Origin of the sequence: Arthrobacter sp. L77, assembly GCF_000816565.1 — a bacterium.
GTDB classification, from domain to species: Bacteria; Actinomycetota; Actinomycetes; order Actinomycetales; family Micrococcaceae; genus Arthrobacter_D; species Arthrobacter_D antioxidans.
The window spans coordinates 400,027-423,815 of record NZ_JWSU01000004.1 but is presented as its reverse complement, the minus strand read 5'-3'; the positions used below and the strand labels follow the sequence as shown (position 1 = coordinate 423,815).

The 23,789-nt window shown below is 71.0% G+C and carries 20 protein-coding genes; 10 read left to right on the top strand and 10 right to left on the bottom strand.

The genetic code is table 11. The features are described from left to right. Positions 1 to 120: 120 nt before the first annotated feature. The 3 genes from RY94_RS04525 (at position 121) to RY94_RS04515 (ending at position 2,325) form a co-directional block, all read left to right on the top strand. On the top strand, positions 121 to 945 hold the full coding sequence (locus RY94_RS04525; RefSeq protein WP_043442218.1) for an alpha/beta fold hydrolase: 825 nt from the start codon (positions 121 to 123) through the stop codon (positions 943 to 945). Next, positions 938 to 1,510, top strand: a complete 573-nt coding sequence (locus RY94_RS04520) for a TetR/AcrR family transcriptional regulator (protein WP_043442215.1) — start codon at positions 938 to 940, stop codon at positions 1,508 to 1,510. The genes RY94_RS04525 and RY94_RS04520 overlap by 8 nt, the downstream gene beginning before the upstream one ends. An 86-nt stretch (positions 1,511 to 1,596) precedes the next feature. Then, on the top strand, positions 1,597 to 2,325 hold the full coding sequence (locus RY94_RS04515) for a sensor histidine kinase (RefSeq protein WP_043442213.1): 729 nt from the start codon (positions 1,597 to 1,599) through the stop codon (positions 2,323 to 2,325). Here RY94_RS04515 and RY94_RS04510 read toward each other — a convergent pair. From RY94_RS04510 to RY94_RS04490, 5 genes are all read right to left on the bottom strand, one after another. Then, a complete protein-coding gene (locus RY94_RS04510) occupies positions 2,315 to 3,028 on the bottom strand; it encodes a GAF and ANTAR domain-containing protein (protein WP_043443581.1) in 714 nt (237 codons plus the stop codon). The two genes, RY94_RS04515 and RY94_RS04510, sit on opposite strands and share 11 nt — an antisense overlap. Positions 3,029 to 3,067: 39 nt before the next feature. After that, a complete protein-coding gene (locus RY94_RS04505; RefSeq protein WP_231554413.1) occupies positions 3,068 to 3,829 on the bottom strand; it encodes a GAF and ANTAR domain-containing protein in 762 nt (253 codons plus the stop codon). Positions 3,830 to 3,999: 170 nt separating this feature from the next. After that, complete coding sequence (locus tag RY94_RS04500; protein ID WP_043442210.1) at positions 4,000 to 4,710, bottom strand: GAF and ANTAR domain-containing protein; 711 nt, start codon at positions 4,708 to 4,710, stop codon at positions 4,000 to 4,002. Between the two features lie 64 nt (positions 4,711 to 4,774). Next, on the bottom strand, positions 4,775 to 5,464 hold the full coding sequence (locus RY94_RS04495) for a GAF and ANTAR domain-containing protein (RefSeq protein WP_231554412.1): 690 nt from the start codon (positions 5,462 to 5,464) through the stop codon (positions 4,775 to 4,777). A gap of 278 nt (positions 5,465 to 5,742) precedes the next feature. Beyond that, on the bottom strand, positions 5,743 to 6,468 hold the full coding sequence (locus tag RY94_RS04490; RefSeq protein ID WP_043442209.1) for a GAF and ANTAR domain-containing protein: 726 nt from the start codon (positions 6,466 to 6,468) through the stop codon (positions 5,743 to 5,745). 231 nt (positions 6,469 to 6,699) lie between these two features. On the opposite strand from RY94_RS04490, the gene RY94_RS04485 reads away from it, so the two are divergent. The 5 genes from RY94_RS04485 (at position 6,700) to RY94_RS04465 (ending at position 14,310) form a co-directional block, all read left to right on the top strand. Then, positions 6,700 to 8,628, top strand: a complete 1,929-nt coding sequence (locus RY94_RS04485) for an FAD-binding monooxygenase (RefSeq protein ID WP_043442206.1) — start codon at positions 6,700 to 6,702, stop codon at positions 8,626 to 8,628. 1 nt (position 8,629) lies between these two features. After that, entirely contained in the window at positions 8,630 to 9,373 is a 744-nt protein-coding gene (locus RY94_RS04480; RefSeq protein ID WP_043442203.1) for an IclR family transcriptional regulator, read from the top strand. Positions 9,374 to 9,416: 43 nt separating this feature from the next. Then, positions 9,417 to 10,748 carry a phenylacetate--CoA ligase PaaK gene (gene paaK / locus RY94_RS04475; protein ID WP_043442202.1) on the top strand — a complete coding sequence of 444 codons (1,332 nt, stop codon included), beginning with the start codon at positions 9,417 to 9,419 and terminating at the stop codon, positions 10,746 to 10,748. 77 nt (positions 10,749 to 10,825) lie between these two features. Further along, positions 10,826 to 11,509, top strand: a complete 684-nt coding sequence (locus RY94_RS04470; protein ID WP_043443574.1) for an LmeA family phospholipid-binding protein — start codon at positions 10,826 to 10,828, stop codon at positions 11,507 to 11,509. A 167-nt stretch (positions 11,510 to 11,676) separates the two neighbouring features. Then, positions 11,677 to 14,310: a cation-translocating P-type ATPase gene (locus RY94_RS04465; protein WP_043443573.1), complete on the top strand. Its 2,634-nt coding sequence runs from the start codon at positions 11,677 to 11,679 to the stop codon at positions 14,308 to 14,310. Here RY94_RS04465 and RY94_RS04460 read toward each other — a convergent pair. Together RY94_RS04460 and RY94_RS04455 are read right to left on the bottom strand one after the other, a co-directional pair. Beyond that, positions 14,273 to 17,515: an HAD-IA family hydrolase gene (locus RY94_RS04460; protein ID WP_052274103.1), complete on the bottom strand. Its 3,243-nt coding sequence runs from the start codon at positions 17,513 to 17,515 to the stop codon at positions 14,273 to 14,275. The two genes, RY94_RS04465 and RY94_RS04460, sit on opposite strands and share 38 nt — an antisense overlap. Then, entirely contained in the window at positions 17,505 to 18,557 is a 1,053-nt protein-coding gene (locus tag RY94_RS04455; protein WP_043442198.1) for a zinc-dependent alcohol dehydrogenase family protein, read from the bottom strand. The genes RY94_RS04460 and RY94_RS04455 overlap by 11 nt, the downstream gene beginning before the upstream one ends. A 225-nt stretch (positions 18,558 to 18,782) precedes the next feature. On the opposite strand from RY94_RS04455, the gene RY94_RS04450 reads away from it, so the two are divergent. Continuing rightward, positions 18,783 to 19,517 carry an MOSC domain-containing protein gene (locus tag RY94_RS04450; RefSeq protein WP_043442196.1) on the top strand — a complete coding sequence of 245 codons (735 nt, stop codon included), beginning with the start codon at positions 18,783 to 18,785 and terminating at the stop codon, positions 19,515 to 19,517. A gap of 22 nt (positions 19,518 to 19,539) precedes the next feature. After that, the gene (locus RY94_RS04445) at positions 19,540 to 20,106 is read left to right on the top strand and encodes a dihydrofolate reductase family protein (RefSeq protein WP_043442194.1); all 567 of its coding nucleotides are present in this window, start codon (positions 19,540 to 19,542) and stop codon (positions 20,104 to 20,106) included. 2 nt (positions 20,107 to 20,108) lie between these two features. On the opposite strand, the gene RY94_RS04440 is transcribed toward RY94_RS04445, so the two are convergent. The 3 genes from RY94_RS04440 to RY94_RS04430 all read right to left on the bottom strand — a co-directional run bounded on the left by RY94_RS04440 (position 20,109) and on the right by RY94_RS04430 (position 23,631). Next, the gene (locus RY94_RS04440; RefSeq protein ID WP_052273932.1) at positions 20,109 to 20,705 is read right to left on the bottom strand and encodes a thiamine pyrophosphate-dependent enzyme; all 597 of its coding nucleotides are present in this window, start codon (positions 20,703 to 20,705) and stop codon (positions 20,109 to 20,111) included. A 20-nt stretch (positions 20,706 to 20,725) separates the two neighbouring features. Beyond that, a complete protein-coding gene (locus RY94_RS04435; protein ID WP_442853439.1) occupies positions 20,726 to 21,892 on the bottom strand; it encodes a thiamine pyrophosphate-binding protein in 1,167 nt (388 codons plus the stop codon). 374 nt (positions 21,893 to 22,266) lie between these two features. Next, positions 22,267 to 23,631, bottom strand: a complete 1,365-nt coding sequence (locus tag RY94_RS04430; protein ID WP_043442191.1) for an MFS transporter — start codon at positions 23,629 to 23,631, stop codon at positions 22,267 to 22,269. Positions 23,632 to 23,789: the final 158 nt, after the last annotated feature.

Sequence of the window (23,789 nt, the reverse complement as noted above, 5' to 3'; positions counted from 1 at the left end):
CATCAGTCGGCGTCGGGGCGCGCGTCCTGGCCGAGCCCGTGCACGATGAGCGACGAGCAAACGACCACTTGGCGTCGTTTAGCTATTGACTATAGCTAAACAGGGATACACACTAGCTGCATGACCTTCTCTCCTTCAGCTTCCACCCGGTACATCGCCCGCCCCGAGGGGCGCATCGCCTACGATCTTCAGGGCTCCGGCCCGCTCGTCGTCCTCGTGCCCGGTATGGGCGAGCTTCGCTCCTCCTACCGCTTCCTGGCGCCGACGCTCGTCGCGGCCGGCTACGCGGTCGCAAGCACCGACCTCCGGGGTCACGGTGACAGCGACACCACCTTCTCCTCCTACGGGGATGTCGAGACGGCCGGCGACATCCAGGCCCTGATCGCGCAGCTCGGGGGGAGGGCGGTCATCGTCGGCAACTCTCTGGCTGCCGGTTCCGCTGTCATCGTCGCGGCCGAGCACCCCGATCAGGTGGACGGACTGGTGCTGGTCGGCCCGTTCGTGCGCAACCCGCCGTCCAATGCCTTCACCCGGGCCATGTTCCGCACCATGATGGCCGCGCCCTGGGGCGCCGCCGTGTGGAAGGGCTACATGCCCACCCTCTATGCCGGCCGCAAGCCGGACGATTTCCAGGACTACCGCACGGCGGTCGTGGCAAGCCTCAAGCGCAGGCCCTACGGCAAGGCCTTCTCGCTGACCACCCGGCAGACCGACCATGACCCCGCCGAGGCGAAGCTCGGCTCGGTGGCCGCCCCGACGATGGTGATCATGGGGGAGGAAGACCCCGACTTCAAGGATCCCGCCGCGGAGGCCCGCTTCGTCGGTGATGCCCTTCGGGCGGAGGTCGTCATGGTCGCCGACGCCGGCCACTACCCCCAGTCCCAGCAGCCCGCAGTGACCTCCGACGCCGTCCTGCGGTTCCTCAGCACGGTGCAGCATGCCTAGGGCAGGCCTGTCCCGCGACCGGGTGGTGGAGGAGGCCGCGCTGATGGTCGACGAAGTCGGTCTGCACCGGCTGACCCTCGCCGCCCTGGCCGAACGGCTCGGTATCCGCCAGCCCTCCCTCTACAAGCACATCGACTCGATGGCGGGACTGCATCGCGACATCTCGGTCCGCGCGAAACGCGAATTCGGCGCGGTGCTCGCCCGCGCCGCCGTCGGCCGGTCCGGCGCCACCGCCATCCACTCCATGTCCCACGCCTACCGCGACTGGGCTCGCGAGCACCCCGCCCGCTACGAATCCTCCCAGCGCATGCCCTCGCCCGGCGACATCGAGGACGAGGCCGTCTCACTCGAGGGCATCCAGGTCATCGCCGACGTGCTCGTCGCCTACGACCTGGCCGGCGACGACGCCATCGACGCGATCCGCGCCCTCCGCTCCGCCCTGCACGGTTTCGTCTCGTTCGAGACCACGGGATCCTTTGCCATGAGCGCGAACGTCGACCGCAGCTTCGAGCGGCTCGTCCACGGCTTCACGGTCGCCCTCACGCAGTGGACCGATACTTCTTGACCTCGGAGCTGCTCTGGCGGACCCTTGAATAAGACACCCCGGACCCCGGTGGCACCATCACTTCCCTGCCACGAAGGATCCGCATCATGTCGTCCATCGTCGATTCACGACCCCCTACCTCCCATCTCGACGCGCCGTGGTCGGGGAGTGGTGCCGGAAACGAGCAGGCTGTTCAGCAGCACGATCAGGTCATTCAACGCCTGTTCGCGGCGGGGCTGCGCATCCAGGGCCTCCGCAAACACCTCGCGGATCGTGAAGCACTCGAACGCATCAGCCTCGTGAGCGCTGAACTCGACGCCGCGATCAGGGATCTGCGCCGCACCATCCACTCCCTGCAATCCGGCCCGCCGACCCCACCGACCTTCAGCGCCGGAGTGCTGGCCGTCGTAGCGGCCACGGCCCGGGATCATGCCCTTCAGCCCGAGCTGCATCTCACCGGGCCCCTCGACGCCGGTGTCCACCCCGTGGTGGCCGACCATGTGCGGGCAATCCTCGAGGAAGGCCTGTGCCGTGCACTCCGGGACGCCACCACGGCCTCCATCACCGTCACGCTGCGCGTCCTTCGGGGTCGCCTCGAGATGGGAATCAGCGACAACGGCTCCGGGTTCGCCGAACCACCGTCCTGCAGGGGCCTGACGGCGATGCGGCGCCACGCCGAACTCTGTGCGGGCACTCTGTCCGTCTCGAGTTCCCCCGGCGAGGGAACGCGCGTCCTGCTCATCGTGCCCGGCGCGGCCGCTGAGCGGGAGGGAACCGCGACGACGAGCGTCCGCACGGTCGGCGTGCGGACAGGTCTGTCGGTGGTCAGAGGGTAAGTGTGCGCCCCAGCACTGCTTCGGCTGTGTCGGTCAGGCTGGTCCGGTGGGATCGGGCATATGCACGCAGGCGTTCGAAGGCCTCGTTGGTGGTGACGTTCGAGACCTGGGAGATCACGCCCTTCGCCTGCTCGACGAGGATCCGGCTGTTCAGGGCCCGTTGCAACTGATCATTGACGATCGCCGATTCCCGGATGGAGCGTTCCTGCAGGATGCTGATCGTCGACACGTCGGCGAGCGCCTGCCCGATGGCGACGTCCTCCTCGCTCAGTTCGCCGGTGTCGGTGCGGAACAGGTTCATCGCTCCGATGGTCTTCCCGCGTACGCGGAGTGGAAAGGCGTGCACGGACTGGAAGCCCTGGGCCGCGGCGGCATGCTTGAACTTCGGCCACCGGTCCCCGGTTCCGGCGATGTCCCGGATGGTGACGGGAACACCCGTGACGAAGCATTCCACGCACGGGCCGGCCCCCGTCTCCTGCTGCAGGACTTCGATGAGGCGACTTTCCTCGCTGGTCGACGCCAGCACTTGCAGGACGCCGTCCGGGCCGGCGAGCATCAGCCCGGCAGCGGTCGCGTCGAGCAGTCCCACGCACTCATCGACGAGCGTGTGCAGAAGGTCCAGCACATCGTATTCATCGACCAGGGTGTCCGCGATCCTGACGAAGGCGGCACTGACCCGGCTTGCCCGGGTGGTGGATTCCATGAAGCCCACGGTAGGCCTCCTTAGGTTCATTTCATAGATTCAAAGGGGTGAGAAGTCCAGCCGTCGGTCGAGGACATCGCTGGATGTCTCCCGTACCGTCTGTCCGTTCGCGAAGGCGTGTCCACGCAGGAGCATCAGCGCTTCGGCCGCTGTCCCCCCGGTCTGGGCGAGCACCATACCCGTTGCCTGGTGTATCTCGCGGCGTGAGGGTGTCAGCCCTGCTTCGGGATCGTCTTCATCGTCGGGGGCGAGGATGTGGCGCAGCAGACTCCATGCGGCCGCGTCAGCCAGAGCTCGTGCTGTGGTCATCTCGGAGGGGTTCAATTCCCCCGGGGTGGTCCGGTAGAGCTCCACGACCCCCACATCCAGGGCCCCGATGATCAGGGGGAGGACGAACAGGGCTTGCACCTCGGTGCCGGACAGCGCCTTTCCGAAGACCGGCCATTTCTCGTGGGTCATCGAGCGCACATAGGGGAGGAGGACGGGTGTCCGGGAGCGGGCGGCTTCCCATCGGGGGCCTTCACCGAGGTCGAACTGGAGTTCGTCGAGTGTGGCGGCGAGTCCGTCGCTGGCTCCCAGCATGGTCTCCTGGGCGGACCCGCTGAATGCCGAAAGCGCGGCACCCGACACCGGGATCGCCTCGATGAACGACGTGCACAGAGTCGAACACCACTGGTCCAGCCCTGACGGTTTATCCACGGTCATGTGCATCACCCGATCGGGGGTGGTGGAAGGTAACGCGAGCCCAGCATCTTCCTCACCCTTTCCGCAGACAGTGCGAATAGACGACGGGAAGATCATGCGGGTCCGTCAGCGGCCCCGGTGAATCTTGTGGTGTAACTCTAGCCGTCCATGGCCACCAGGATCAGGCCTTTCAGCACTCGATTTGTACTCACGACGGCCTCGGTAGGAGAGTGGCGCCGGGTCGTGCACCCTCGGCAGCACCGGGCCGGGCGGCCCCGGTGCGTACTTCAGAGAACGAGCGTGCGGTCGATGACCTGCTGGCTGGTGTCGTTGAGCGTCTGGTGGGTGGAGCGGGCATGGCTGCGCAGGCGATTGAACGCCTCGTCCATGGTGACGGTGGAGATCTGGGCGATGACGCCCTTGGCCTGCTCGATCATGATCCTGCTGTTCAGGGCCCTCTGCAATTGATCGTTGACGATCTGGCTCTCCCGGATCGTCCGCTCCTGCAGGAGGCTGATCGTGGCCACGGACGCCAGCGCCTGGGCGATCACCGCATCCTCCTGCTCCAGCTCACCGACTGCCGAGCCGAAGAGGCCCATGGCGCCGATGACCCGTTCGTGGATGCGCAGGGGAACCACATGGACGGACGCGAAACCTTGCCGGAGGGCAGCGCGTCGGAAGGCCGGCCACTTGTCGAGAGCGGCGATATCGGCGATCGTGACGACGGATCCGGAGTGGTAGCACTCGATGCAGGGGCCTTCTCCGGCCTGGAGCTGGAGGATCTCGACGAGCTCCGACTCCTCGCTGGTCGACGCCACGACCTGCAGGTCCCCGTTGGGGCTGGCAAGCAGGATGCCTACCTGGTCGACCTGCAGCAGATCGACGCATTCCTCCGCGAGAGTGTGGAGCAGGTCGAGGACGTCGTAGTCGGCGACCAGGGTATCGGCGAGCCTGACGAACGCGGTACTCACCTTTTCGGGTCGTGATCGGGTCACCATTGTCCTGTCCTCCGGCACTGCATCGTATCGTCGCCCTGGTGGCGGGGATGTAGAAGTACTTCCATTAGTGTTCCTCACCGCTTGCATTGTCCTTCACGGCATCCGGCTTCGCCGTGAAGGTGAGACGTCGGCTGATGACCGCCTGTGCCGCCTCTTCGAGGGTCTGCTCGTGGGCGAAGGCATGGGCCCGCAGCAGCATGAGAGCTTCAGCAGCCGACACACTCGCCTGCACGAGGATCATGCCCGTGGCCTGGTGGATCTCCCGACGCGCGAGCGGTTCGGACTCCGTCGTCGCCCCTGTGCTGCGGCGACTGTCGTCCAGGATGGAGTGCATCAGGGCCCAGGACGTCTTACCGGTCAGGGCCAGCGCGTGCAGGAGTTTCGATCGACTGAGCGGCCCAGGAAGGGTGTGATAGAGCTCGACGACACCGATGTTGACGGCACCGACGATCAAGGGCAGGGCGAAGACCGCGGCCGCCCCCGCATCGGCAAGGGCGGTACCGAGACCCGGCCATTCCAGGTGAGCGGCGCGTGTATCCGGGACGATGACGGGCGCGCGGGTCCGCACTGCGTCCCATCGTGGCCCCTCCCCCACCGAGAACTGCGCCTCGTCCAGCGCGATCGCGCAGTCATCGGTCGCACCCATGCGGGTCTCGTTCGCGGTCCCGACGAAAATGGAGATGGCAGCACCGGTCACCGGTAGGTCCGTCAGGAACACCGCACACAGATCGTCGTTGCTGTGGAGATTCAACACGCGAACCCGACCGGGGGGTTCGGGACGGAAGGTGCGGTCGTCATGGCAGGTCTCGGATCGTCGGCTTGGGCCCTACGGCCGCAGGCACACTCATCGTTCTGAAGGCCCCTCAACAATCCGCCGATGATCACTGAATTTCACGAAGAACTGATCCCACCATAGCCCGACCTTCCCGTTCAAGGGACTTGCATGCCCAGTATCCCAGTGCAGGGCCCGTGCGGTCACGACAAGCGCCGTCGGAGGACCACGTGGTTGAGCATTGTCGCCGGAGGTGCTTGTCAGTTCGTGAAATGGGTGCGGGGTGTGGTGCCGGTGGCTTGGACGATCAGGTCGCGGGCGACCTCGCTGAGCTTCTGGCGCCGGGTGTTGGAGGCCCGCTGGAGCATCTCGAAGGCTTCGTCCTGGGTGCACCGGCTCTGGGCGAGGATGATCCCGACGGCGATGTCGATACTGGTCCGTGACTCCATTGCCGCATACATGTCGGCGGCGGCGTCCTGGTAGCGGGCTACACGCATCGCCATCTCGAGGGCCTTGCCGGCCTGGGCGGCGAACACGGCGGCGACCCTCCGCCTCTCGGAGGTGAAATATCCGGTCGGGCGGGCGTAGAAGTTCAGCGTCGCGGTTCCCTCGGGTCCGAGTTGCAGCGGAACGCTGAGCATCGATGCGAACCCGGACACGGTGGAGGAGGCGAAATAGTGCGGCCACCGCCGGTCACGCCGTCCGTCGTCGACGACCACCGTCTCCTGCGTGGTCATCGCCGCCAGCGATGGTCCCTCTCCCACATCGTGCTGGAGTTCGCTGAGGGCCGCGGCCCTCGACGAACTGCTCCTGACACTCACGTGCCGGTTCCCCCGCCGTGACATCAGCCCGCACAGCACCGACGCATCGCCGGCGAAGAGCTGCTCACCCAGCACCGACAGCTGGTCGAGGAAGTCCGTGATACTCCGGTCCTCGAGCAGGAGGGACTGCGGATCTGCCGCGTCCGAACGCTCGCCGTTCTGCATGATAGGTAACCTACGCCACAATGTGTGAAGTATTTCGACCACGGCGAGGATTTCGTCCTGAAGGGGTGATCTCGCCCGTCGCAGCAAACCTGGTCCCGCGCGACAGGACCGCTCCCCAGCGCCATTGAGTCCCGTAACCACCCGGGCTACCATCGCCCTACGAAAGAAGAACGGCGTGTTCGATTATCGAACGCGAGCAACGGCACATCCACAATGAAGTGAGGCCAGCCCGTGCAATTCCACCACCACGGCTACGTGTCCGGTGACCCCCGCGTCCAGCCGGCCGCCGGCGTCGGGGTCGACCGTCCGCAGGAGCTCCCCGACGAGGTCGACGTCCTCATCGTCGGCACCGGACCCGCCGGCATGATCGCCGCCGCACAGCTCTCCCAGTTCCCGGGCATCACCACGCGGATCGTCGAGCGCCGACCGGGGAGGCTGGTGATCGGGCAGGCCGACGGCATCCAGGCCCGCAGCGTCGAGACGTTCCAGGCCTTCGGGTTCGCCCACCGGATCATCGACGAGGCGTACCGGATCGTCGAGATGGCCTTCTGGAAGCCCGATCCCGCGGACTCCTCGCGCATCATCAGCACGGCCCGCCCCGAGGACGACCCGACCGGCATCAGCGAGTTCCCGCACCTGATCGTCAACCAGGCCCGCGTCCTCGACTACTTCGCCGAGTTCATGAAGAACGCGCCCACCCGCATGGAGCCCGACTACGGCTACGCCTTCGCGGGACTGGAGGTCGACGACGAGCAGGAGTACCCGGTGCGGGTCACCCTCGCGCACACCGCCGGGGAGCACGAGGGCGCCGAACGCACGGTGCGGGCCAGATACGTGGTGGGGGCCGACGGCGCGCGCAGCCCCGTGCGCCAGGCGATCGGCTGCACCCTGGCCGGGGACCAGGCCAACCACGCGTGGGGCGTGATGGACGCCCTCGCCGTCACCGACTTCCCCGACATCCGCCGCAAGTGCGCCATCCAGTCCGGGGCCGGCGGCAGCATCCTGCTGATCCCGCGCGAGGGCGGGCATCTCTTCCGCATGTACGTGGACCTCGGAGAGGTGGACCCGGCGGACAACGGAGCGGTCAGGTCCACGACGCTCGAGCAGATCATCGCCAAGGCCAACACGATCCTCAGCCCCTACACCCTCGACGTGCGGAACGTCGCCTGGCACAGCGTCTACGAGGTGGGCCACCGCCTCACCGACAGGTTCGACGACGTCCTGCCCGAGGACGTGGGCACCCGTACCCCGCGCGTCTTCATCACCGGCGACGCCTGCCACACGCACAGCGCCAAGGCCGGCCAGGGCATGAACGTGTCCATGCAGGACGGCTTCAACCTCGGCTGGAAACTCGGCCACGTCCTCGAGGGGCGCAGCCCGGAGGCCCTGCTGGCCACGTACTCGGCGGAACGGCAGGTCGTCGCGAAGGACCTCATCGCGTTCGACAAGGAATGGTCGGCCCTCATGGCGCGGAAGCCGGAGGAGTTCGCCGACCCGTCCGAACTCGAGGACTTCTACGTGCGGACGATGGAGTTCCCGGCGGGCTTCATGACGCAGTACGCGCCGTCGATGCTCATCGCCGAGGGTGCGCACCAGGACCTCGCCACCGGGTTCCCCATCGGCAAGCGCTTCAAGTCCGCGCCCGTGGTCCGGGTGTGCGACGGTGTCCCGATGCACCTCGGCCACCACGCGACGGCGGACGGCCGGTGGCGCCTCTACGTGTTCGCCGACGCCGCGGAGCCCGGCGCGGCCTCCGGCGTGGCGGGGTTCGCCGACTGGATCGGCGCGCACCCCGACTCGCCGCTCGCCGCCATGCCCCCGGACGCCGACCGGGACGCCTGGTTCGACGTGAAGGTGATCTACCAGCAGGACCACAGGCAGGTGGACATCGGGCGGGTCCCGGCGGAGTTCACACCGTCGGTGGGGCCGTTCGGGCTCACCGACTACGAGAAGGTGTACGCCGCGGATCCGACCGCGGACATCTTCGACCTGCGCGGACTGGACCGTGCGGGCGTCGTCGTCGTCGTCCGGCCCGACCAGTACGTGGCGCACGTGCTCCCGCTCGCCGACACCGCGGGCCTCGCCGCGTTCTTCGCCCCGCTCCTGGCGTCCCGGGCGGACCGTGCCGACACGCCCGGAGCCGGACGGGACGTCGCCTGACATGCGGACGGCACACGCGGGCCCGGCCACGACCGCCGCCACGGGAGCTGCGCCGTCGGCCCCCGCCTCCCAGACCCTGTCCCGGGGCATCCGCGCCCTGGAGATCCTCGCGGAGACCCCGGACGGGCTGACGACGGCGGAGGTCGCGGGCGCGCTGGGGGTGCACCGATCCATCGCCTACCGGATCCTGCGCACCCTCGAGGAGCACTCGCTCGTGGTCCGGGACGCCGGAGGCCGGTTCCAGCCCGGCCCGGGACTCGCCAACCTCGCCCGGGGCGTGGCACCGCGGCTGCAGACGGCCGCGCTGCCCGAGCTCACCGCGGTGGCGTCCGAGCTGCAGATGACCGCGTTCATCGCCGTCTGGGACCGGCACCACTGCGTCACCCTCGTGGCCGTCGAACCCCCGCAGGGCGAGGGCACCCTCGTCCAGCGGCCGGGCTCGCGCCACCCGTTCGACGCCGGGGCACCCGGCATCGCCATCCAGTCCGCCCTCACCGAGGCCCACTGGCAGCGCCTGGCGCCGGGCTCGCCCTACCGGGAGGCATCCAGGATCGCGGCGGCCACCGGATACGCCACGAGCCAGGACGAGGTGATCCCCGGCGTCAGCTCCGTCGCCGCCCCCGTTCAGGTCCGCGGCCGCCTCCCGGCCGCCCTCGCCGTCGTCTACCTCCGCAGCGACCAGCCGGTCGAGGCCATCGGTGCCCGCGTCGCCGCGGCGGCCCGCGCCGTCGGATCCGTCCTGTGAGACGGCCCCACCACCCCACACCCCTCCGTGCGAAGGATCAGCCATGACCACCACCCCCCTCCGCGCGTCCGCCGCGGATCCCGCCACCCTCGACGTCGAGGAGACGTGGTCCCGCGACCACCTGGAATCCGTCCAGCTGGACCGCCTGCAGGCCACGCTCGCCCACGCCTATGCGCGGGTGCCCCTGTACCGGCGGAAGTTCGACGACGCCGGCGTCCACCCCGAGGACCTGCGCGACCTCGCCGACCTCGCGAAGTTCCCCTTCACCACCAAGGAGGACCTGCGCAGCACCTACCCGTTCGGCATGTTCGCCGTCCCGCAGTCACAGGTGGCCCGCATCCACGCGTCCTCCGGCACCACCGGCCAGCCCACCGTCGTCGGCTACACGGCCGGGGACCTCGACCGGTGGGCGTCCCTCGTGGCGCGCTCGCTGCGTGCCTCCGGTGTGAAGGCCGGCTGGAAGGTCCACAACGCCTACGGGTACGGGCTGTTCACCGGCGGCCTCGGTGCGCACGCGGGCGCGGAGCGGCTGGGCTGCACCGTCATCCCCATCTCGGGCGGACAGACCGAACGGCAGGTGCAGCTCATCCGGGACTTCGAACCCGACGCCATCCTCGCCACGCCCACCTACCTGCTGACCATCCTCGACGCCATGGCCGCCGCCGGGATCGACCCGGCCTCGACGTCCCTGAAGACCGGCGTGCTCGGGGCCGAGCCGTGGACGGAGGGCATGCGGCAGGAACTCGAGGGGCGCGCGGGCTTCGACGCGTGCGACATCTACGGCCTCTCCGAGGTCATGGGCCCCGGCGTCGCGGGCGAATGCGTGGAGTCCAAGGACGGCTCCCACATCTGGGAGGACCACTTCCGGCCGGAGATCATCGACCCGTTCACGGAGCAGGTGCAGGGCGACGGCCAGGCGGGCGAACTCGTCTTCACCTCCCTCACCAAGGAGGCGCTGCCGATCATCCGCTACCGCACCCACGACCTCACCCGCCTGCAGCCCGGCACCGCGCGGCCCGGCATGCGCCGCATGGAGCGCATCACCGGGCGCAGCGATGACATGGTGATCGTGCGCGGCGTGAACCTGTTCCCCACGCAGGTCGAGGAGCTCACGCTGCGCATCCCCGCCCTCAGCCCGCACTTCCAGCTCGAGCTGACACGCCCCGAGGGCCAGCGGATGGACCAGCTGACCATCAAGGTGGAACCGCGCGAGGGGGTCACGGCGGCCGATGCCGCCGCGGCCGCCGTCGAACTGCGGCACCAGGTCAAGACGCACATCGGTTCCACGTGCGCCGTCACCGTCGTGGAGCAGGGGTCCCTCGTGCGCTCCAGCGGGAAGCTCCGGCGGATCTACGACCTCCGGCCCCGCGGCTGACGGCGGGCCGTCCCGTCGCGGAGGGTCGCGTCCGGGCGTCCACTCCACCAGACTGTGCTGATGGACGGACTGTGCTGATGGAGTGGACGCGCGTCAGGGACTGGCTGATCGGTGCTCTCGGGATGCTCGTGGTCCTCGGGGTCGCCGTCGCGGTCCTCTGGTGGGCGGCGAGCGGTCCGGCCGGCGCGGACGGGGGCGCGGGTTCCGGACCCCCGCCCCAGGCGGAGCCCCCGGCGGCGCCACCGGCCGGACTGGGCGAGGACGAGGTGTGGCTCGCCGACCTCGAGTTGGGCGCCGGGACCGTGGTGGCGGCGAATTCGACCCTGCGGGACGTCCGGGCGGTGGGGCAGGGCGTGGTCACCGGACCGGGCGGGCTGGTGGCCGACCGGCTCACCGTGGACGCGACGGTCCCGTTCGACGCCGTCGCCGCCGAGCTCGGCGATGGCACCGTGGTCCGCCCGGCCGACGACGGACAGGTGAGCGTGGTGCGCACCGTCGAGGCCCTGGGCCGTGACCTGCCCGTCACGGCCACCGGCACCGTCGACGTCGAGGGCGGCAGGCTCGTCATGGAGCCGCGCTCGATCGACCTCGGCGGCCCGGGCTTCCTCTCCGACGGGATCGCCGCCGTGGTCCGCCGCTTCGTCACGATCGAGCACCGCATCGAGGGTCTGCCCGAGGGGCTCGTGCTGCGGGACGTCGCCGTCCAGGGCGACGGATTCCGTGCCTCCCTCACCGGCGAGGACGTCGCGCTCGCACCCTGAGGTAGCTTCCGACCGAGCGACCAAGGACCCTCCCCAGCGGCGGATCGGAGGCTGATACTGGGACCCGTGCCCCGAGGGAAGATCCTGGTTCCTGCTCGTCGGACCGGACCGGCGCGAACGCCGTGTCCGGACGCCGCCGTGGCGGCCGCCTGCCGCGGGTCCCGTCGATGACCACCGTCGTAGCGGGCCTCAGCACGGCGGACGCGGCCCGCCTGCTGGCCGAGAACGGGCCCAACCTCCTGCCGCAGGCGTACACCGTCCCGCGCTGGCGGGCGTTCGCCGCCCAGTTCACCCACTTCTTCGCGGTCATGCTGTGGGTGGCCGCCGCCCTGGCCTTCATCGCCGGCATGCCGCAACTCGGCGTCGCCGTGACCATCGTGGTCATCATCAACGGGGTCTTCTCGTACGTGCAGGAAGCCCGGGCCGAACGCGCGGCGTCACAGCTGCGGGCCATGCTCCCGGCGCAGGTCCTCGTGCGGCGCGACGGCGCGGCGGTGAGCATTCCCGCCGCCGAGATCGTGCACGGGGACGTGGTGCTCCTCTCCGCGGGCGACAGGATCCCGGGCGACGTCGACTTCACCGTGACGGAATCCTGCACCGTGGACGAATCGATGCTCTCGGGGGAGAGCGACCCCGTGCCCAAGAAACCCGGTGACGGGGGCTTCGGCGGGACCTTCCTGGTCAACGGGAACGCCGAGGCCGAGGTCATCGCCACCGGCGCGCAGACGAGGCTCGCGGCCATCGCGACCCTGACCGCCACCGCCCAGCCACCCCAGAGCCCCCTCAACGTCGAGCTGCGCCGGGTGGTCCGCATCATCTCGGTGGTCGCCCTGACCTTCGGGGGCGTGTTCTTCGCGGTCTCCCTGCTGTCCGGGACGTCCTGGCGGAACGCGTTCCTGTTCGCCATCGGTGTCTCCGTGGCCCTGATCCCCGAGGGCCTCCTGCCCACGGTCACGCTGTCCCTGGCCATGGGAGCCCAGCGCATGGCGGGACGGAACGCCCTGGTGCGGCACCTGCAGGCCGTGGAGACGCTCGGCTCCACGACGTTCATCTGCACCGACAAGACCGGCACCCTGACGCAGAACCGGATGAGCGCCGTCGACGTGTGGACGCCGCACGGCGTGGTGGTGCTGAGCGGTACCGGGTACGCCCCGAGCGCGAGCATCACGGGCAGCCAGGACGCCGTCGTGCAGGCCCGCCGGCTGGCGCGCGCCGCCCGGGCGGCGTCCCGTGGGCGGGCGGTGCTGCACGGGGACCAGTGGGTGGCCGAGGGGGACCCGATGGAGGCGGCCCTGGACGCGCTGGCCCGCCGGTTGGATCGCGCCGACGGGGAGAGTGCCGACGCGGATCATGCCGCCGGACAGGATGCCGGTGAGGTCCCCGTCGATGCCCGCTGGCCGTTCGATCCGGTCAGGAAGCGTGAATCCGTGGCCGTCGCGGGGCGCCTCCTGCTGAAGGGCGCCCCCGAATTCGTGCTGCCGCTGTGCGTGGCGCCGGCCGATCTCTCGGCGTGCCAGGCCGCACTCGACGAGATGGCAGGGCGCGGACTGCGTGTCCTGGCGGTGGCCGAGCGGGCGCTGCCCGGGACACCGGGCCCGGACGGCATCTGGCCGGAGGAGCCGGCCGCGTTCGAGCGGGGGCTGACCCTGCTCGGCCTGGTGGGCCTGCACGACCCGCCGCGGGACTCGGTGGCGGAAGCGCTGCGCGCCGCGCGGACGGCCGGCATCAAGGTGGCCATGCTCACCGGGGACCATCCGACGACGGCGGCGGCGATCGCCGCGGAGATCGGGCTGCTCGGCCCCGACCGCACCGTGCTCGAGGGCAAGGACCTGCCGGAGGACGAGCACCTGCTCGGAGCACTCCTGGACCGGGACGGCGTGGTGGTCAGCAGGGTGTCCCCGGAGCAGAAGCTGAGGGTGGCCAAGGCCCTGCAGCTGCGCGGGCACGTCCTGGCGATGACCGGGGACGGCGTCAACGACGGCCCGGCCCTGCAGGAGGCGGACATTGGCGTGGCCATGGGCGCCAGCGGCACGGACGTGGCGCGGGAAGCGGCGGACCTCGTGCTGCTGGACGACGACTTCGCGACCATCATCGCCGCCGTCGAGCAGGGCCGTGCCACCTACGCGAACATCCGCCGGTTCCTCACCTACCACCTGACCGACAACGTCGCGGAACTCACCCCCTTCGTGGTGTGGGCGCTGTCCGGCGGGAGCTTCCCGCTGGCGCTCGGGGTGCTGCAGATCCTCTTCCTGGACATCGGGACGGACCTCCTCCCGGCCCTGGCCCTGGGCAGCGAGAAGGCCGACAAGCGCGTCATGCACCGCCCGCCGGAGCGTCGGCACCTGATGGACACCCGGCTGATGGTGCGCGTGTTCGCGGTCCTCGGCCCGGTGGAGGCCGTCTTCGAGATGGCGGCGTTCACCCTCACCCTCTGGCTGGCCGGGTGGCGCCCCGGGGCGGCGTTCCCCGCCGTCGGGGTCCTCGCGGCGGCATCCGGGGCGGCGTTCACCACGGTGGTCCTCGCCCAGCTCGCCAACGCCTTCGCCTGCCGGAGCGAGTCCGTTCCCCCGTGGCGCCTGGGCTGGCGGTCCAACCCGCTGATGCTCAAGGCCGTGGGCGTGGAACTGTTGGCCCTGATCGGCTTCCTGTTCATCGTGCCGGTGGCCGCCATGCTCGGCCATGCGCCTCCTACGGTGGCGGGGCTGCTCGTGGCGCTGCTCTCCATGCCGGCCCTGCTGGCGGTGGACTACTGGCACAAACGGCTCAGGCACCGGACGGCGGGGAACCCGTCCGCAGGCTGATCCGCACGGTGCTGCCGGGCTCCACCACCGTCAGGCGCCGTCCCACGCGGACGCGGACCGCAGCGGCGGTGCTCTCGGCGGCGATCACCGTCAGCGTGTCCTTCTCGAGGGTGATCCCCAGCGGCAACCCCCGGTACCGGATCCGGAAGGAGACCTGCCGCAGTTCCGCGGGGAGGCGCGGGGTGAACACGAGCGCATCGGCGTGCATCCGCAGGCCCGCGAAACTCCGCTGGACCACGTCCACGCTGCCGGCCATCGCCCCGAGGTGGATCCCCGTGCGTGTGGTGCCACCCTGGGTGTCGTCGAGGTCGGCGTCGAGGGCCTCGCGGAAGGTGGCCCACGCCCGTTCCGGGTGCGACGCCGCGAGCACCGAGGCGTGTGCCACCCGGCTGAGGGTGGACCCATGGGCCACCCGGGCGAGGTAGTACTCGACGGTCCGCGCCATCTGCTCCTTCGTCGGCGTGTACCCCATGCGTCGGAGCCGGCGCATCAGCTGGTCCTGGCCCAGCAGGTAGAACAGCATGAGGACGTCCGCCTGCTTGGAGAGCCTGTACCGGTTGGTGCTGTCCCCCTCGGCGCCGAGGAGGAGGTCCAGCCGCTCGATGGTGCCATAGGTCCGCCGGTAGCGGTCCCAGTCCAGTTCCTCGAGCCGCTCGTAGCCCGCGAACTGGCTGATGACGCCGTCGTGGAAGGGCACGTGGAGCAGGCGTGCCAGGCGGTTCCACTGGTCCAGCTCGCCGCCGGTGATGCGGAGCCGCCGGCGCAGGTCCCGGCGGTCCCGGCCGCGGACGGCGTCCATGATCCTCGCCGGGCGGGAGCACACCCAGGAGGCCATCACGTTGGTGTAGGCGTTGTCGTCGACGCCCTCCCCGGCGTGGTCCGGATAGCCGTCGTGGTACTCGTCCGGGCCCACCACGCCGCGCAGGTGGAACCTGCCGTCCCCGGCGTCGAACTCGGCCGCCGCGGCGAAGGACCGGGCCACCTCGACGATCAGGTCGGCGCCGTGGCCCATGATCCATTCCCGGTCCGCGGTGGCCTCGTAGTACTGCCAGGCGTTGTACGCCACGGCGAGGCTGCCATGGCGCTGCAGGTGGGAGTGATCCGGTGTCCACTGCCCGGAGAAGCGGTTGTAGAGCCACGGCGGGGTGTCCTCGGTGCCGTCGCTGCCGCTGCGCCAGGGGAACATGGCGCCGGCGAGCCCGGCCGCGCGCGCCCGGTCCCGGGCCGCGTCCAGCCGGCGCCACCGGTAGTCCAGCAGCGAGCGGGTCACCGAGGGCAGGCGGGACGTGATCAGGGGCAGCACGAAGAGGTCGTCCCAGAAGATGTGCCCCCGGTAGCCCTCGCCGTGGAGACCGCGTGCCGGGACGCCGGCGTCGAGCTCCGCGGTGTGCTCCGAGAGGGTCTGCAGCAGGTGGAACACGTGGAGGTTCAGGATGAACTGGGTCTGCCGGTCGGCGTGCAGGTCGAAGCCGAACAGCTCCACCAGCGGCCGCCACGCGTCCTCGTGGGCGGCGAGCGCCGGTGGGAGGCCGCCGCGCGCACGGGCCAGGACGGCGAGGGCCGCGGACAGGGGCGAGGACACCGCGCGGTCCCTCGAACTGACGACGGCGACCGTCTTGCAGACGGTCAGCGGCACCCCGTCCGCCAGGGTGATGGTGTGGTGCTGCAGCCAGCGGGAGTGGCCGGTCCCCGCGGGGATCGGGGTGCTGCCCGCCGCCGCGGGGGCGCCGTCCGGGCCGGTGAACGTGACCGCGGCGGCGACGGCGACCCGGAGAAGGCTCTGCCGGGTCAGCACCTCCACGATCTCGACGCCCGAGAGCACCCGGCGGTCCAGGACACGGAGGTGCCGCCCTCCCAGTGCGGCGTCCTCGGGGACGTTGCCGTTCACCACGTCCGCGTCGATGCCCGTGCGGACCTCCACGGCGCCGCCCCAGCCGCGGGCGGTCAGCGTGGTCTCCAGCAGCGCCAGGCCGGGCTGGGCCATGGAGACGATGCGCCGCTGGTGGACGTCGAGCCGCCGGCCGTGCGCATCCTCGAGGACCGCCCGCCGGAACAGGACGGCCCGCTTCAGGTCCAGCTCCCGGTGCTGCTCCACCATGGTCAGCCCGCCGTCGGACCACCACGGGCCGGGCGGCAGCCGCAGATCGAGGGGGAGCCAGTTGGGGAGGTTGACCAGGTGCTCGCCTTCCGCCTCCTGCCCGTGCACCAGCTCGGGGCACCGGTTGTAGATGCCCGCGAGGTACGTGCCGGGGTAGTGGGCGGCGTCGGCCGGTGCTTCCGGGGCGGCGCCGCGGGTGGCCATGCGGCCGTTGCCCAGGGTGGTCAGCGCTTCACGATGGCCCTCGTGCCAGGGGTCGAACCCGTCGTAGATCAGGTGCCAGCGGTGCGTCAGGACCAGGCCCATGTCCAGCTGGCGGGCGTCGTCGAGCACCATGTGGGCGCCGGCGCGTTCGAGCGCCGTCCGCTGCTCGGCGCGGTCGATCCCCACGATCAGCCCGAACCCGCCGGCGTGGGCGGCGGCCACCCCGCTCGTGGCGTCCTCGATGACCACGGTGCGGGCGGGGCGCACCGTCAGCCGGCGTGCTGCTTCGAGGAAGGTGGCCGGGTCGGGCTTGCCGGGCAGGCCCAGGTCCGCGGCCACGGTCCCGTCGACGACGACGTCGAACGCCCCCTCCAAGCCGGTGGCGGCGAGCACCGAGGCGGCGTTGCGGCTCGCCGTCACCAGGGCGCACGGGACCCGGCTCTCCTGCAGCCGGCGGATCAGCTCCACCGTGTCGGGGAAGGCCCTCACCCCGTGCCGGCGCAGTTCGTCGAGGAACAGGGCGTTCTTGGCCGCCCCGAGGCCCTGCTCGGTCCAGGCCTCCGGCGGGTCCGACGGCGTGCCGGGCGGCAGGCGGATCCCGCGGGAGCGCAGGAACACGGCGACGCCCTGCTCCCGGGGTCGGCCGTCCACGCAGGCGTAGTAGTCGCTGTCGTCGAAGGGGCGTAGGTCCGCGCCGGCGGGCACGCGCGGATCCGCGAGCACGGCGTCGAACAGCTGCTTCCACGCGGCCCGGTGCACCGAGGCCGTGTCCGTGACCACGCCGTCCAGGTCGAGGATCACGGCGTCGAACGGGGATGCGGTGGCCGCGACCGTGGGGGAGCCGGTCCCGCGCCGCCCCGGCCGGATGGTCTGGCGCACCCCCGCGCCGCGTTCAGGCCCCATGGCCCCCACCGGAACCGCCGGTCAGGTGCAGGACCGCGGCGCCGTCGACGCGGTCCGCTGCCAGGTCGGCCAGGGCGCGGTCCGCGGCGGTGAACGGATACCGCTGGATGGTGGGGCGCAGCGGGATGCGGGCGGCCAGCGCCAGGAGTTCATGGCCGTCGGCGCGGGTGTTCGCGGTGACACTGCAGAGCCGGCGTTCCTGGAAGAGCTCGTCCGCATAGTGGAGCACCGGGATGTCGCTGAGGTAGATGCCCGCGATGGCCAGGGTGCCGCCGCGGTCCAGGGCCCGCAGGGCGGCGGGCACCAGGCCGCCGGCGGGCGCGAAGAGGATGGCGGCGTCCAGCGGCTGCGGCGGTTCCGCGGCGGCGTCCCCCACGAAGGCGGCGCCCAGCTCCGAGGCCAGGCGCCGCGCGCTCGCCGAGCGCGTCATGACGGACACCTCCACGCCCTCGAACATCGCCACCTGCGCGGCGAGGTGGGCGGACGCCCCGAAGCCATAGATGCCGAGCCGGCCGCCGGGCCGCACCCCGGACCGGCGCAGCGCCCGGTACCCGATGATCCCGGCGCAGAGCAGCGGCGCCGCCTCCTCGTCGGCGAACCCCGGCGGCACGGCGTACGCGAAGGCCTCGGGCACGGTGACGAGCTCGGCGTAGCCGCCGTCGTCGTCCCAGCCGGTGAACCGCGGTGACAGGCACAGGTTCTCGTCGCCGCGGAGGCAGAAACGGCAGGCTCCGCACGTGGAACGGAGCCACGCGATGCCCACCCTGTCGCCCACGCGGAACAGCCGGCACCCGGGGCCGGACCCCACCACCTCGCCGACGATCTCGTGTCCCGGCACGGTGCGCGGATGCTTCGCCGGCAGATCGCCCTCGACCAGGTGCAGGTCCGTCCGGCACACCCCGCACGCCCGGACGTCCACCAGCAGCTCGCCGGGGCCGGGCACCGGGTCCGGCCGGGTGCCGAACACCAGGGCCGACGTCGTCCCCGCGCCCGCCCCGGACGGGGCGTCGCGGGCGGCGTCGTCGATCCACCAGGCGCGCATGGCTCACCCTCGATCCGGGGCGGGACGGACGCAGCCCGTCCGATGCCGCGCCGCATCGCGGGTCTGTGCATCGTCCTCGAGCGCCATGGGACCCCCTGGTAGAGGCCTCATCGTACGCTTCGCATGCCCCGATCCGGTTCTCCGGACGGTGGCTCGCCCGGGCCGGGTGGTGGCCGGCGGCGGGCCATCCGTGACGCCTGCGGACCGTGGTGCGAGAATGACCGCATGCCGCACCAGGGAACACCCGTCGGGCGGGTCCACGCGCTGTACCGCTATCCGGTGAAGTCGACGTCGGGCCAGGCGCTGGGAACCGCCGCCGTCACCCCGTCAGGGCTGGACCACGACCGCCGCTGGGCGGTCTACACGCGCGACGGCGGAATCGCCAGCGGCAAGCGGACGCGCCGCTTCCGGCCCGTCCCCGGGCTGCTGGACTGGACCTCGGAGCTGGACGGGCACGACGGCGTCCCCCTCCTCCGCAGCCCCGCGGGTGTCCGGTATCGGGTGGACGACCCCGCCGCCTCCGAGGCGCTGACCGCGGGGTTCGGCCAGGCCCTCGTGCTGAAGCAGGGAACCACGCTCCAGCACCACGACGAGTCGCCGCTCCACCTGCTGACGACGTCGTCCCTCGCCGCGCTCGCGGAGCTGCTGGGCGGGGTGGTCGAGGAACGCCGCTTCCGTCCGAACCTCGTCCTGGACACGGGGTCCGCTCCGCTGTTCCTCGAACGCGACTGGGCGGGAGGGGAGCTGGCGATCGGGGCTGACGTGATCATCACCGTCGACGCCGGCATGCCCCGCTGCACGATGATCGACCAGCCCCAGGCCGGGGTGGGCGCCGGTCCCAGGGCGCTGAAGGCACTGTCGCTTCACAACGGGTTGGAGTTCGGGGTGCAGGCACGCGTCGACCGCATCGGAGCGATCAGCGTGGGAGACCTGGTGACCCTGCAAGATACCGCGTCCTGATACATCACGGAGGAGAGAGCTGATGCGCAACGTGACCTACTCGATGGGAGTCTCCCTGGACGGCTACATCGTCGGTCCGGATGGTGGTTTCGACTTCACGACGCCGGACGAGGAGGTCTTCCGGTCCGCCATCGACGAGGTCCGTGCGGTCGGCGTCCACCTCCTGGGGCGCCGGCTCTACGAGACGATGCTGTACTGGGAGACCGCCGACCAGGACGCCTCCGCCGACGAGCCGGACCTCGAGTGGACCGCGCTGTGGAAGCGGCTGCCGAAGGTGGTGTTCTCCCACTCGCTGTCGGCGGTCCAGGGGAGCAACACCCGGCTGGCGTCCGGCAGCCTGGCGGACGAGATCGAACGGCTGCGCGCCGATCCGAGGGAGGGGGACATCGCGATCGGAGGGGCCACCCTGGCCGAGGAGGCGGCGGCGCTGAATCTCATCGACGAGTACCAGGTGCGGGTCCACCCGGTGCTGGTGGGCGGCGGGCGCCCGTTCTTCCCGCCCCACCATCGCCGCACGGATCTCGAGCTCGTGGGCAGCCGGGTCTTCCGTTCGGGCGTGGTGATCTCCCGCTACCGCGTGAAGCGCTGACCTCAGCGGGCGCCCACCCGGGTGGCGACGGCGACGATCTCCTGCATATAGGGAGCCACGACCTGCCGGGAGATCCTGCAGTCCAGCAGGAGGACGCCGTCGTCGTCGGAGGCGAGCCAGCCCTCCACCGCGGCGAGGTCGCCCAGTGCGGCGATGGTCGCGGACCGCGCCCCGAGGGCTGCGGCGACGGCGGCGAAGTCCACCTCGTCGATCAGCATCGGCCCCGGGTCTATGCCGCGAACGGCATACTGGTGGATCTCGGCGCCGTAGGCGGCATCGTTGAAGACCACGATGACGGCGCGGCGTGCAGTCCGGATGACCGTGTCGAGATCGGCGAGGGCCATGAGCGCTCCGCCGTCGCCCGTGCACAGGACCACGGTGGAGTCCGGCAGAGCGCGGGCCGCACCGACGGCGCTGGGGAAGCCGAGGCCGATGGTCTGGTACGCGGTGCCCACCATGATCAGGCGGTTCGGCGCAGGCACGTGGAGGTAGCCGGGCGCCCAGCCGATGAAGTGGCCGCCGTCCTGCACGATCGTCCGGTCCGCGGGCAGCATCCGGTCCAGCGCGCGGACCGGACGATCGTGCAGGACGGCGGCCACTTCATCGGCTGGGCGCCCGGCTACCTCCACGTGCCTGCGCCGAACCGCCTGNCCATGATCAGGCGGTTCGGCGCAGGCACGTGGAGGTAGCCGGGCGCCCAGCCGATGAAGTGGCCGCCGTCCTGCACGATCGTCCGGTCCGCGGGCAGCATCCGGTCCAGCGCGCGGCACAGGCTCCGCGGGTCCAGGCGGCCGTCGGGGGCGGTCGGCTCGCCGTCGTCCCGGGCGTCATGGGCGCGCAGGGCGACCCCGGCTGCACGCGTGCTCCACCGCTGCTCGCCCTCGCGGCGGTCGACGGCGGCGAGCAGCGCCTCCGCCGCGAGGCGCGCGTCGGCGTGCACGAAGTCGGTGACCGCGGCCGAGGTGGGGCCGCTGGCGAGATCCACCTGAATGACCCGGGCATCCGGGGCGAAGGAGTGGCCGAAGCGCAGCGTGAACTGGTTGAGCCGCGCGCCGAGGACGAGGACGACATCGGCCTGCCCGATCAGACCGGCCGTGCGTTCGGAGGCCCATCCACCCGCGATGCCGAGGGCGGCGGCGTCGTCCCCGAAGAGACCCGCGCCGAGACCCGAGGTGGCGGTGAGTGCGCCGAGACGGTCGGTGAGGCGTGCCGCGGCGTCGCCGGCCCCGCTCACCCACGCGCCGCGGCCGGCCAGGACCAGGGGCCGTTCGGCGGACGAGAGCAGCGCCGCGACGCTGTCGACGTCGGCCGTCTCCGGTGCCGGACGGGGGAGGGGGGACGGTGCGGCCGGGGCTTCCTCCTCGGCGGCCTCGGCGGCCGCGAGGTCGTACGGGATGGCCACCACCACGGCCTCGCGGTGACGGAGCGCGTGCTCGACCGCCGCCGTCGTCACTGCCAGCGGACGCGCGGCGGACACCGTGAACGTCGTGGCACCGAGGCCCTTGGCCATGAGGGACTGGTCGACGTCCCACGCGCGCAGGCCGGCGGTGGGCGCATCGCCGACCACGAGCAGCAGGGGGGTGTCCGCCTGCACGGCCTCGGCCAGCGGGGTCAGGGCGTTCGTGAACCCGGCGCCGTACGTGGTGGTGGCGACGGCGAGGCGGCCACCGGCCCGGTGGTAGGCGTCGGCGGCGGCGACGGCCCCGGCCTCGTGCCGCACCGCGGTGAAGTGGAGGGAGGGTGCGGCCATGACGGCGTCGAGGAAGTGTGCGTTCCCGTTGCCCATGACGCCGAACACCTCGGTGGTGGCGGGCAGGAGGGCGGAGACGATACGGGCGGAGACGGTGGCCATTCTCGGATCCTTGCAGGCGAGGTCCCCGGCGCGCTGGTGCAGGCACACGGTCACCCGGGGACCTGGTGGGTGAGTTCCGTATGTGCCTCGGGCCATGCCCTTATTGCCTCTTTTTCAGGCACGGCGCCCATGGCGCCCGACGCTTGCCACTATAGCGGGCACGGCGCGGGGATCCCGGTGTCGTCCCTGCCCGTTCTGCCCACCGGCCCTGCCTGCTCGGTGGGCCTCCCCGACGATGCCCACCGACCCGGTGCGGTCGGTGGGCATGTCCGCGGGTGCGGCGGGCCGGGCCCGACGACGTCGGCCGGTCAGGCGCGGCGGCCGGCCCCCGCGCCGGCGTCGTCCTTCTCCGCCTCCAGGGGCGCCCCCTTGGTCTCCTTGGCCAGGGTGACACCGATGAAGGAGATGACGCAGAGACCCATGATGTAGAGACCGATGGAGCCCGACCATCCCGTGCTGTCCAGCAGCGCCTGGGCGATGAGGGGTGCGAACGCGCCACCGAGGATGGCCCCGAGGGCGTAGCCGATGCCGATGCCCGAGTAGCGGACGTTCGCCGGGAACATCTCGGCGTACATCGCGGACATGGGCCCGTAGGAGAGCCCGAGTCCGATGGTCAGCACGAAGATCGCGATGCCGTACGCCCAGATGTTGCGGGTGTCGATCATCATGAACATCGGGATCATCCAGACGAAGATCAGCCCGTACCCGATCTGGAAGGTCCGCACCCGTCCGATGCGGTCCGAGAGGATGCCGCCGTAGAGGGTGAAGATGAGCCAGCCGAAGGATGCCAGGAGCGTCGCGAGGAGTACGGGCGCCGCCGGCATGCCGAGAGCGCGCTGCGCGTAGGAGGAGAGGAACGCGATCACGAGGTAGCCGGCCGCGTTGTTGCCGATGAAGATGACGGCGGCGAGGATCACGGGCCGTTTGTGCGTCCGCATCAGGTCCCGCAGCGGGGTCGCGGTGTCCCTCTTGCGCTCGATCATGCGCTTGAACACGGGACTCTCGGCGACGGCGGCGCGGATGAAGTAGCCGACGACGATCAGGACGACGGAGAGCAGGAACGGGATGCGCCAGCCCCAGGCGAGGAAGTCCTCGGGGGACAGGGAACTGCGGAGCAGGAACAGCACGAGGGTGGCGAGGATCATCCCGACGGGTACGCCGATCTGCGGGTAGGCGCCCCAGAAGCCGCGCTTGTTCACCGGTGCGTGTTCCACGGCCATGAGCGCGGCGCCGCCCCACTCCCCGCCGGCCGAGAAGCCCTGGAGGATGCGCAGGAGCATGAGGAGAATGGGAGCCCAGACGCCGATCTGCGCGTAGGTGGGCAGCAGGCCGATCAGCGCGGTGGCGGAGCCCATCATGACGAGCGTGAAGACGAGCATCGCCTTCCGGCCGATGCGGTCGCCGAGGCGTCCGGCGATGACGGCGCCGAGCGGGCGGAAGAAGAAGCTGATGCCGATCGTGGCCCAGGCGACGAGCTGCGCGAGGCCGGGGCTCTCGCCCTCGAGGGGGCCGAAGTAGAGGGACGCGAACACGAGCCCCGCGGCCTGGGCGAAGATGAAGAAGTCGTACCACTCGATCGTGGTGCCGACCATGGTCCCCGCGAGGACCTTGCGGTCGGCCGCACTCATGCCGCCCCCGGACCGGGCGTCCGGACGCTCTGACGCTAGTGCCATGAAAAACTCCCTTGTTTTTGCAGTGCGTGTGCCGTGTGTCTGGTGAGGACGCCGTCGTCGCCACCGCCGGGCACAAAATCGTATACGAATGCTAGGCCGCGCATCGGTAGGGGTCAAGGGTCTGTCCCTATGCAGGAAAGCCCGGCGGTGGCGACCAC

What these genes read in the sequence shown, in the direction of transcription:
- RY94_RS04525 (WP_043442218.1), top strand. Translation starts at nt 121, where the DNA reads ATGACCTTCTCTCCTTCAGCTTCCACCCGGTACATCGCCCGCCCCGAG.
- RY94_RS04520 (WP_043442215.1), top strand. Translation starts at nt 938, where the DNA reads ATGCCTAGGGCAGGCCTGTCCCGCGACCGGGTGGTGGAGGAGGCCGCG.
- RY94_RS04515 (WP_043442213.1), top strand. Translation starts at nt 1,597, where the DNA reads ATGTCGTCCATCGTCGATTCACGACCCCCTACCTCCCATCTCGACGCG.
- RY94_RS04510 (WP_043443581.1), bottom strand. Translation starts at nt 3,028, where the DNA reads ATGGAATCCACCACCCGGGCAAGCCGGGTCAGTGCCGCCTTCGTCAGG.
- RY94_RS04505 (WP_231554413.1), bottom strand. Translation starts at nt 3,829, where the DNA reads ATGATCTTCCCGTCGTCTATTCGCACTGTCTGCGGAAAGGGTGAGGAA.
- RY94_RS04500 (WP_043442210.1), bottom strand. Translation starts at nt 4,710, where the DNA reads ATGGTGACCCGATCACGACCCGAAAAGGTGAGTACCGCGTTCGTCAGG.
- RY94_RS04490 (WP_043442209.1), bottom strand. Translation starts at nt 6,468, where the DNA reads ATGCAGAACGGCGAGCGTTCGGACGCGGCAGATCCGCAGTCCCTCCTG.
- RY94_RS04480 (WP_043442203.1), top strand. Translation starts at nt 8,630, where the DNA reads ATGCGGACGGCACACGCGGGCCCGGCCACGACCGCCGCCACGGGAGCT.
- paaK (WP_043442202.1), top strand. Translation starts at nt 9,417, where the DNA reads ATGACCACCACCCCCCTCCGCGCGTCCGCCGCGGATCCCGCCACCCTC.
- RY94_RS04470 (WP_043443574.1), top strand. Translation starts at nt 10,826, where the DNA reads ATGGAGTGGACGCGCGTCAGGGACTGGCTGATCGGTGCTCTCGGGATG.
- RY94_RS04465 (WP_043443573.1), top strand. Translation starts at nt 11,677, where the DNA reads ATGACCACCGTCGTAGCGGGCCTCAGCACGGCGGACGCGGCCCGCCTG.
- RY94_RS04460 (WP_052274103.1), bottom strand. Translation starts at nt 17,515, where the DNA reads ATGGGGCCTGAACGCGGCGCGGGGGTGCGCCAGACCATCCGGCCGGGG.
- RY94_RS04455 (WP_043442198.1), bottom strand. Translation starts at nt 18,557, where the DNA reads ATGCGCGCCTGGTGGATCGACGACGCCGCCCGCGACGCCCCGTCCGGG.
- RY94_RS04450 (WP_043442196.1), top strand. Translation starts at nt 18,783, where the DNA reads ATGCCGCACCAGGGAACACCCGTCGGGCGGGTCCACGCGCTGTACCGC.
- RY94_RS04445 (WP_043442194.1), top strand. Translation starts at nt 19,540, where the DNA reads ATGCGCAACGTGACCTACTCGATGGGAGTCTCCCTGGACGGCTACATC.
- RY94_RS04430 (WP_043442191.1), bottom strand. Translation starts at nt 23,631, where the DNA reads ATGGCACTAGCGTCAGAGCGTCCGGACGCCCGGTCCGGGGGCGGCATG.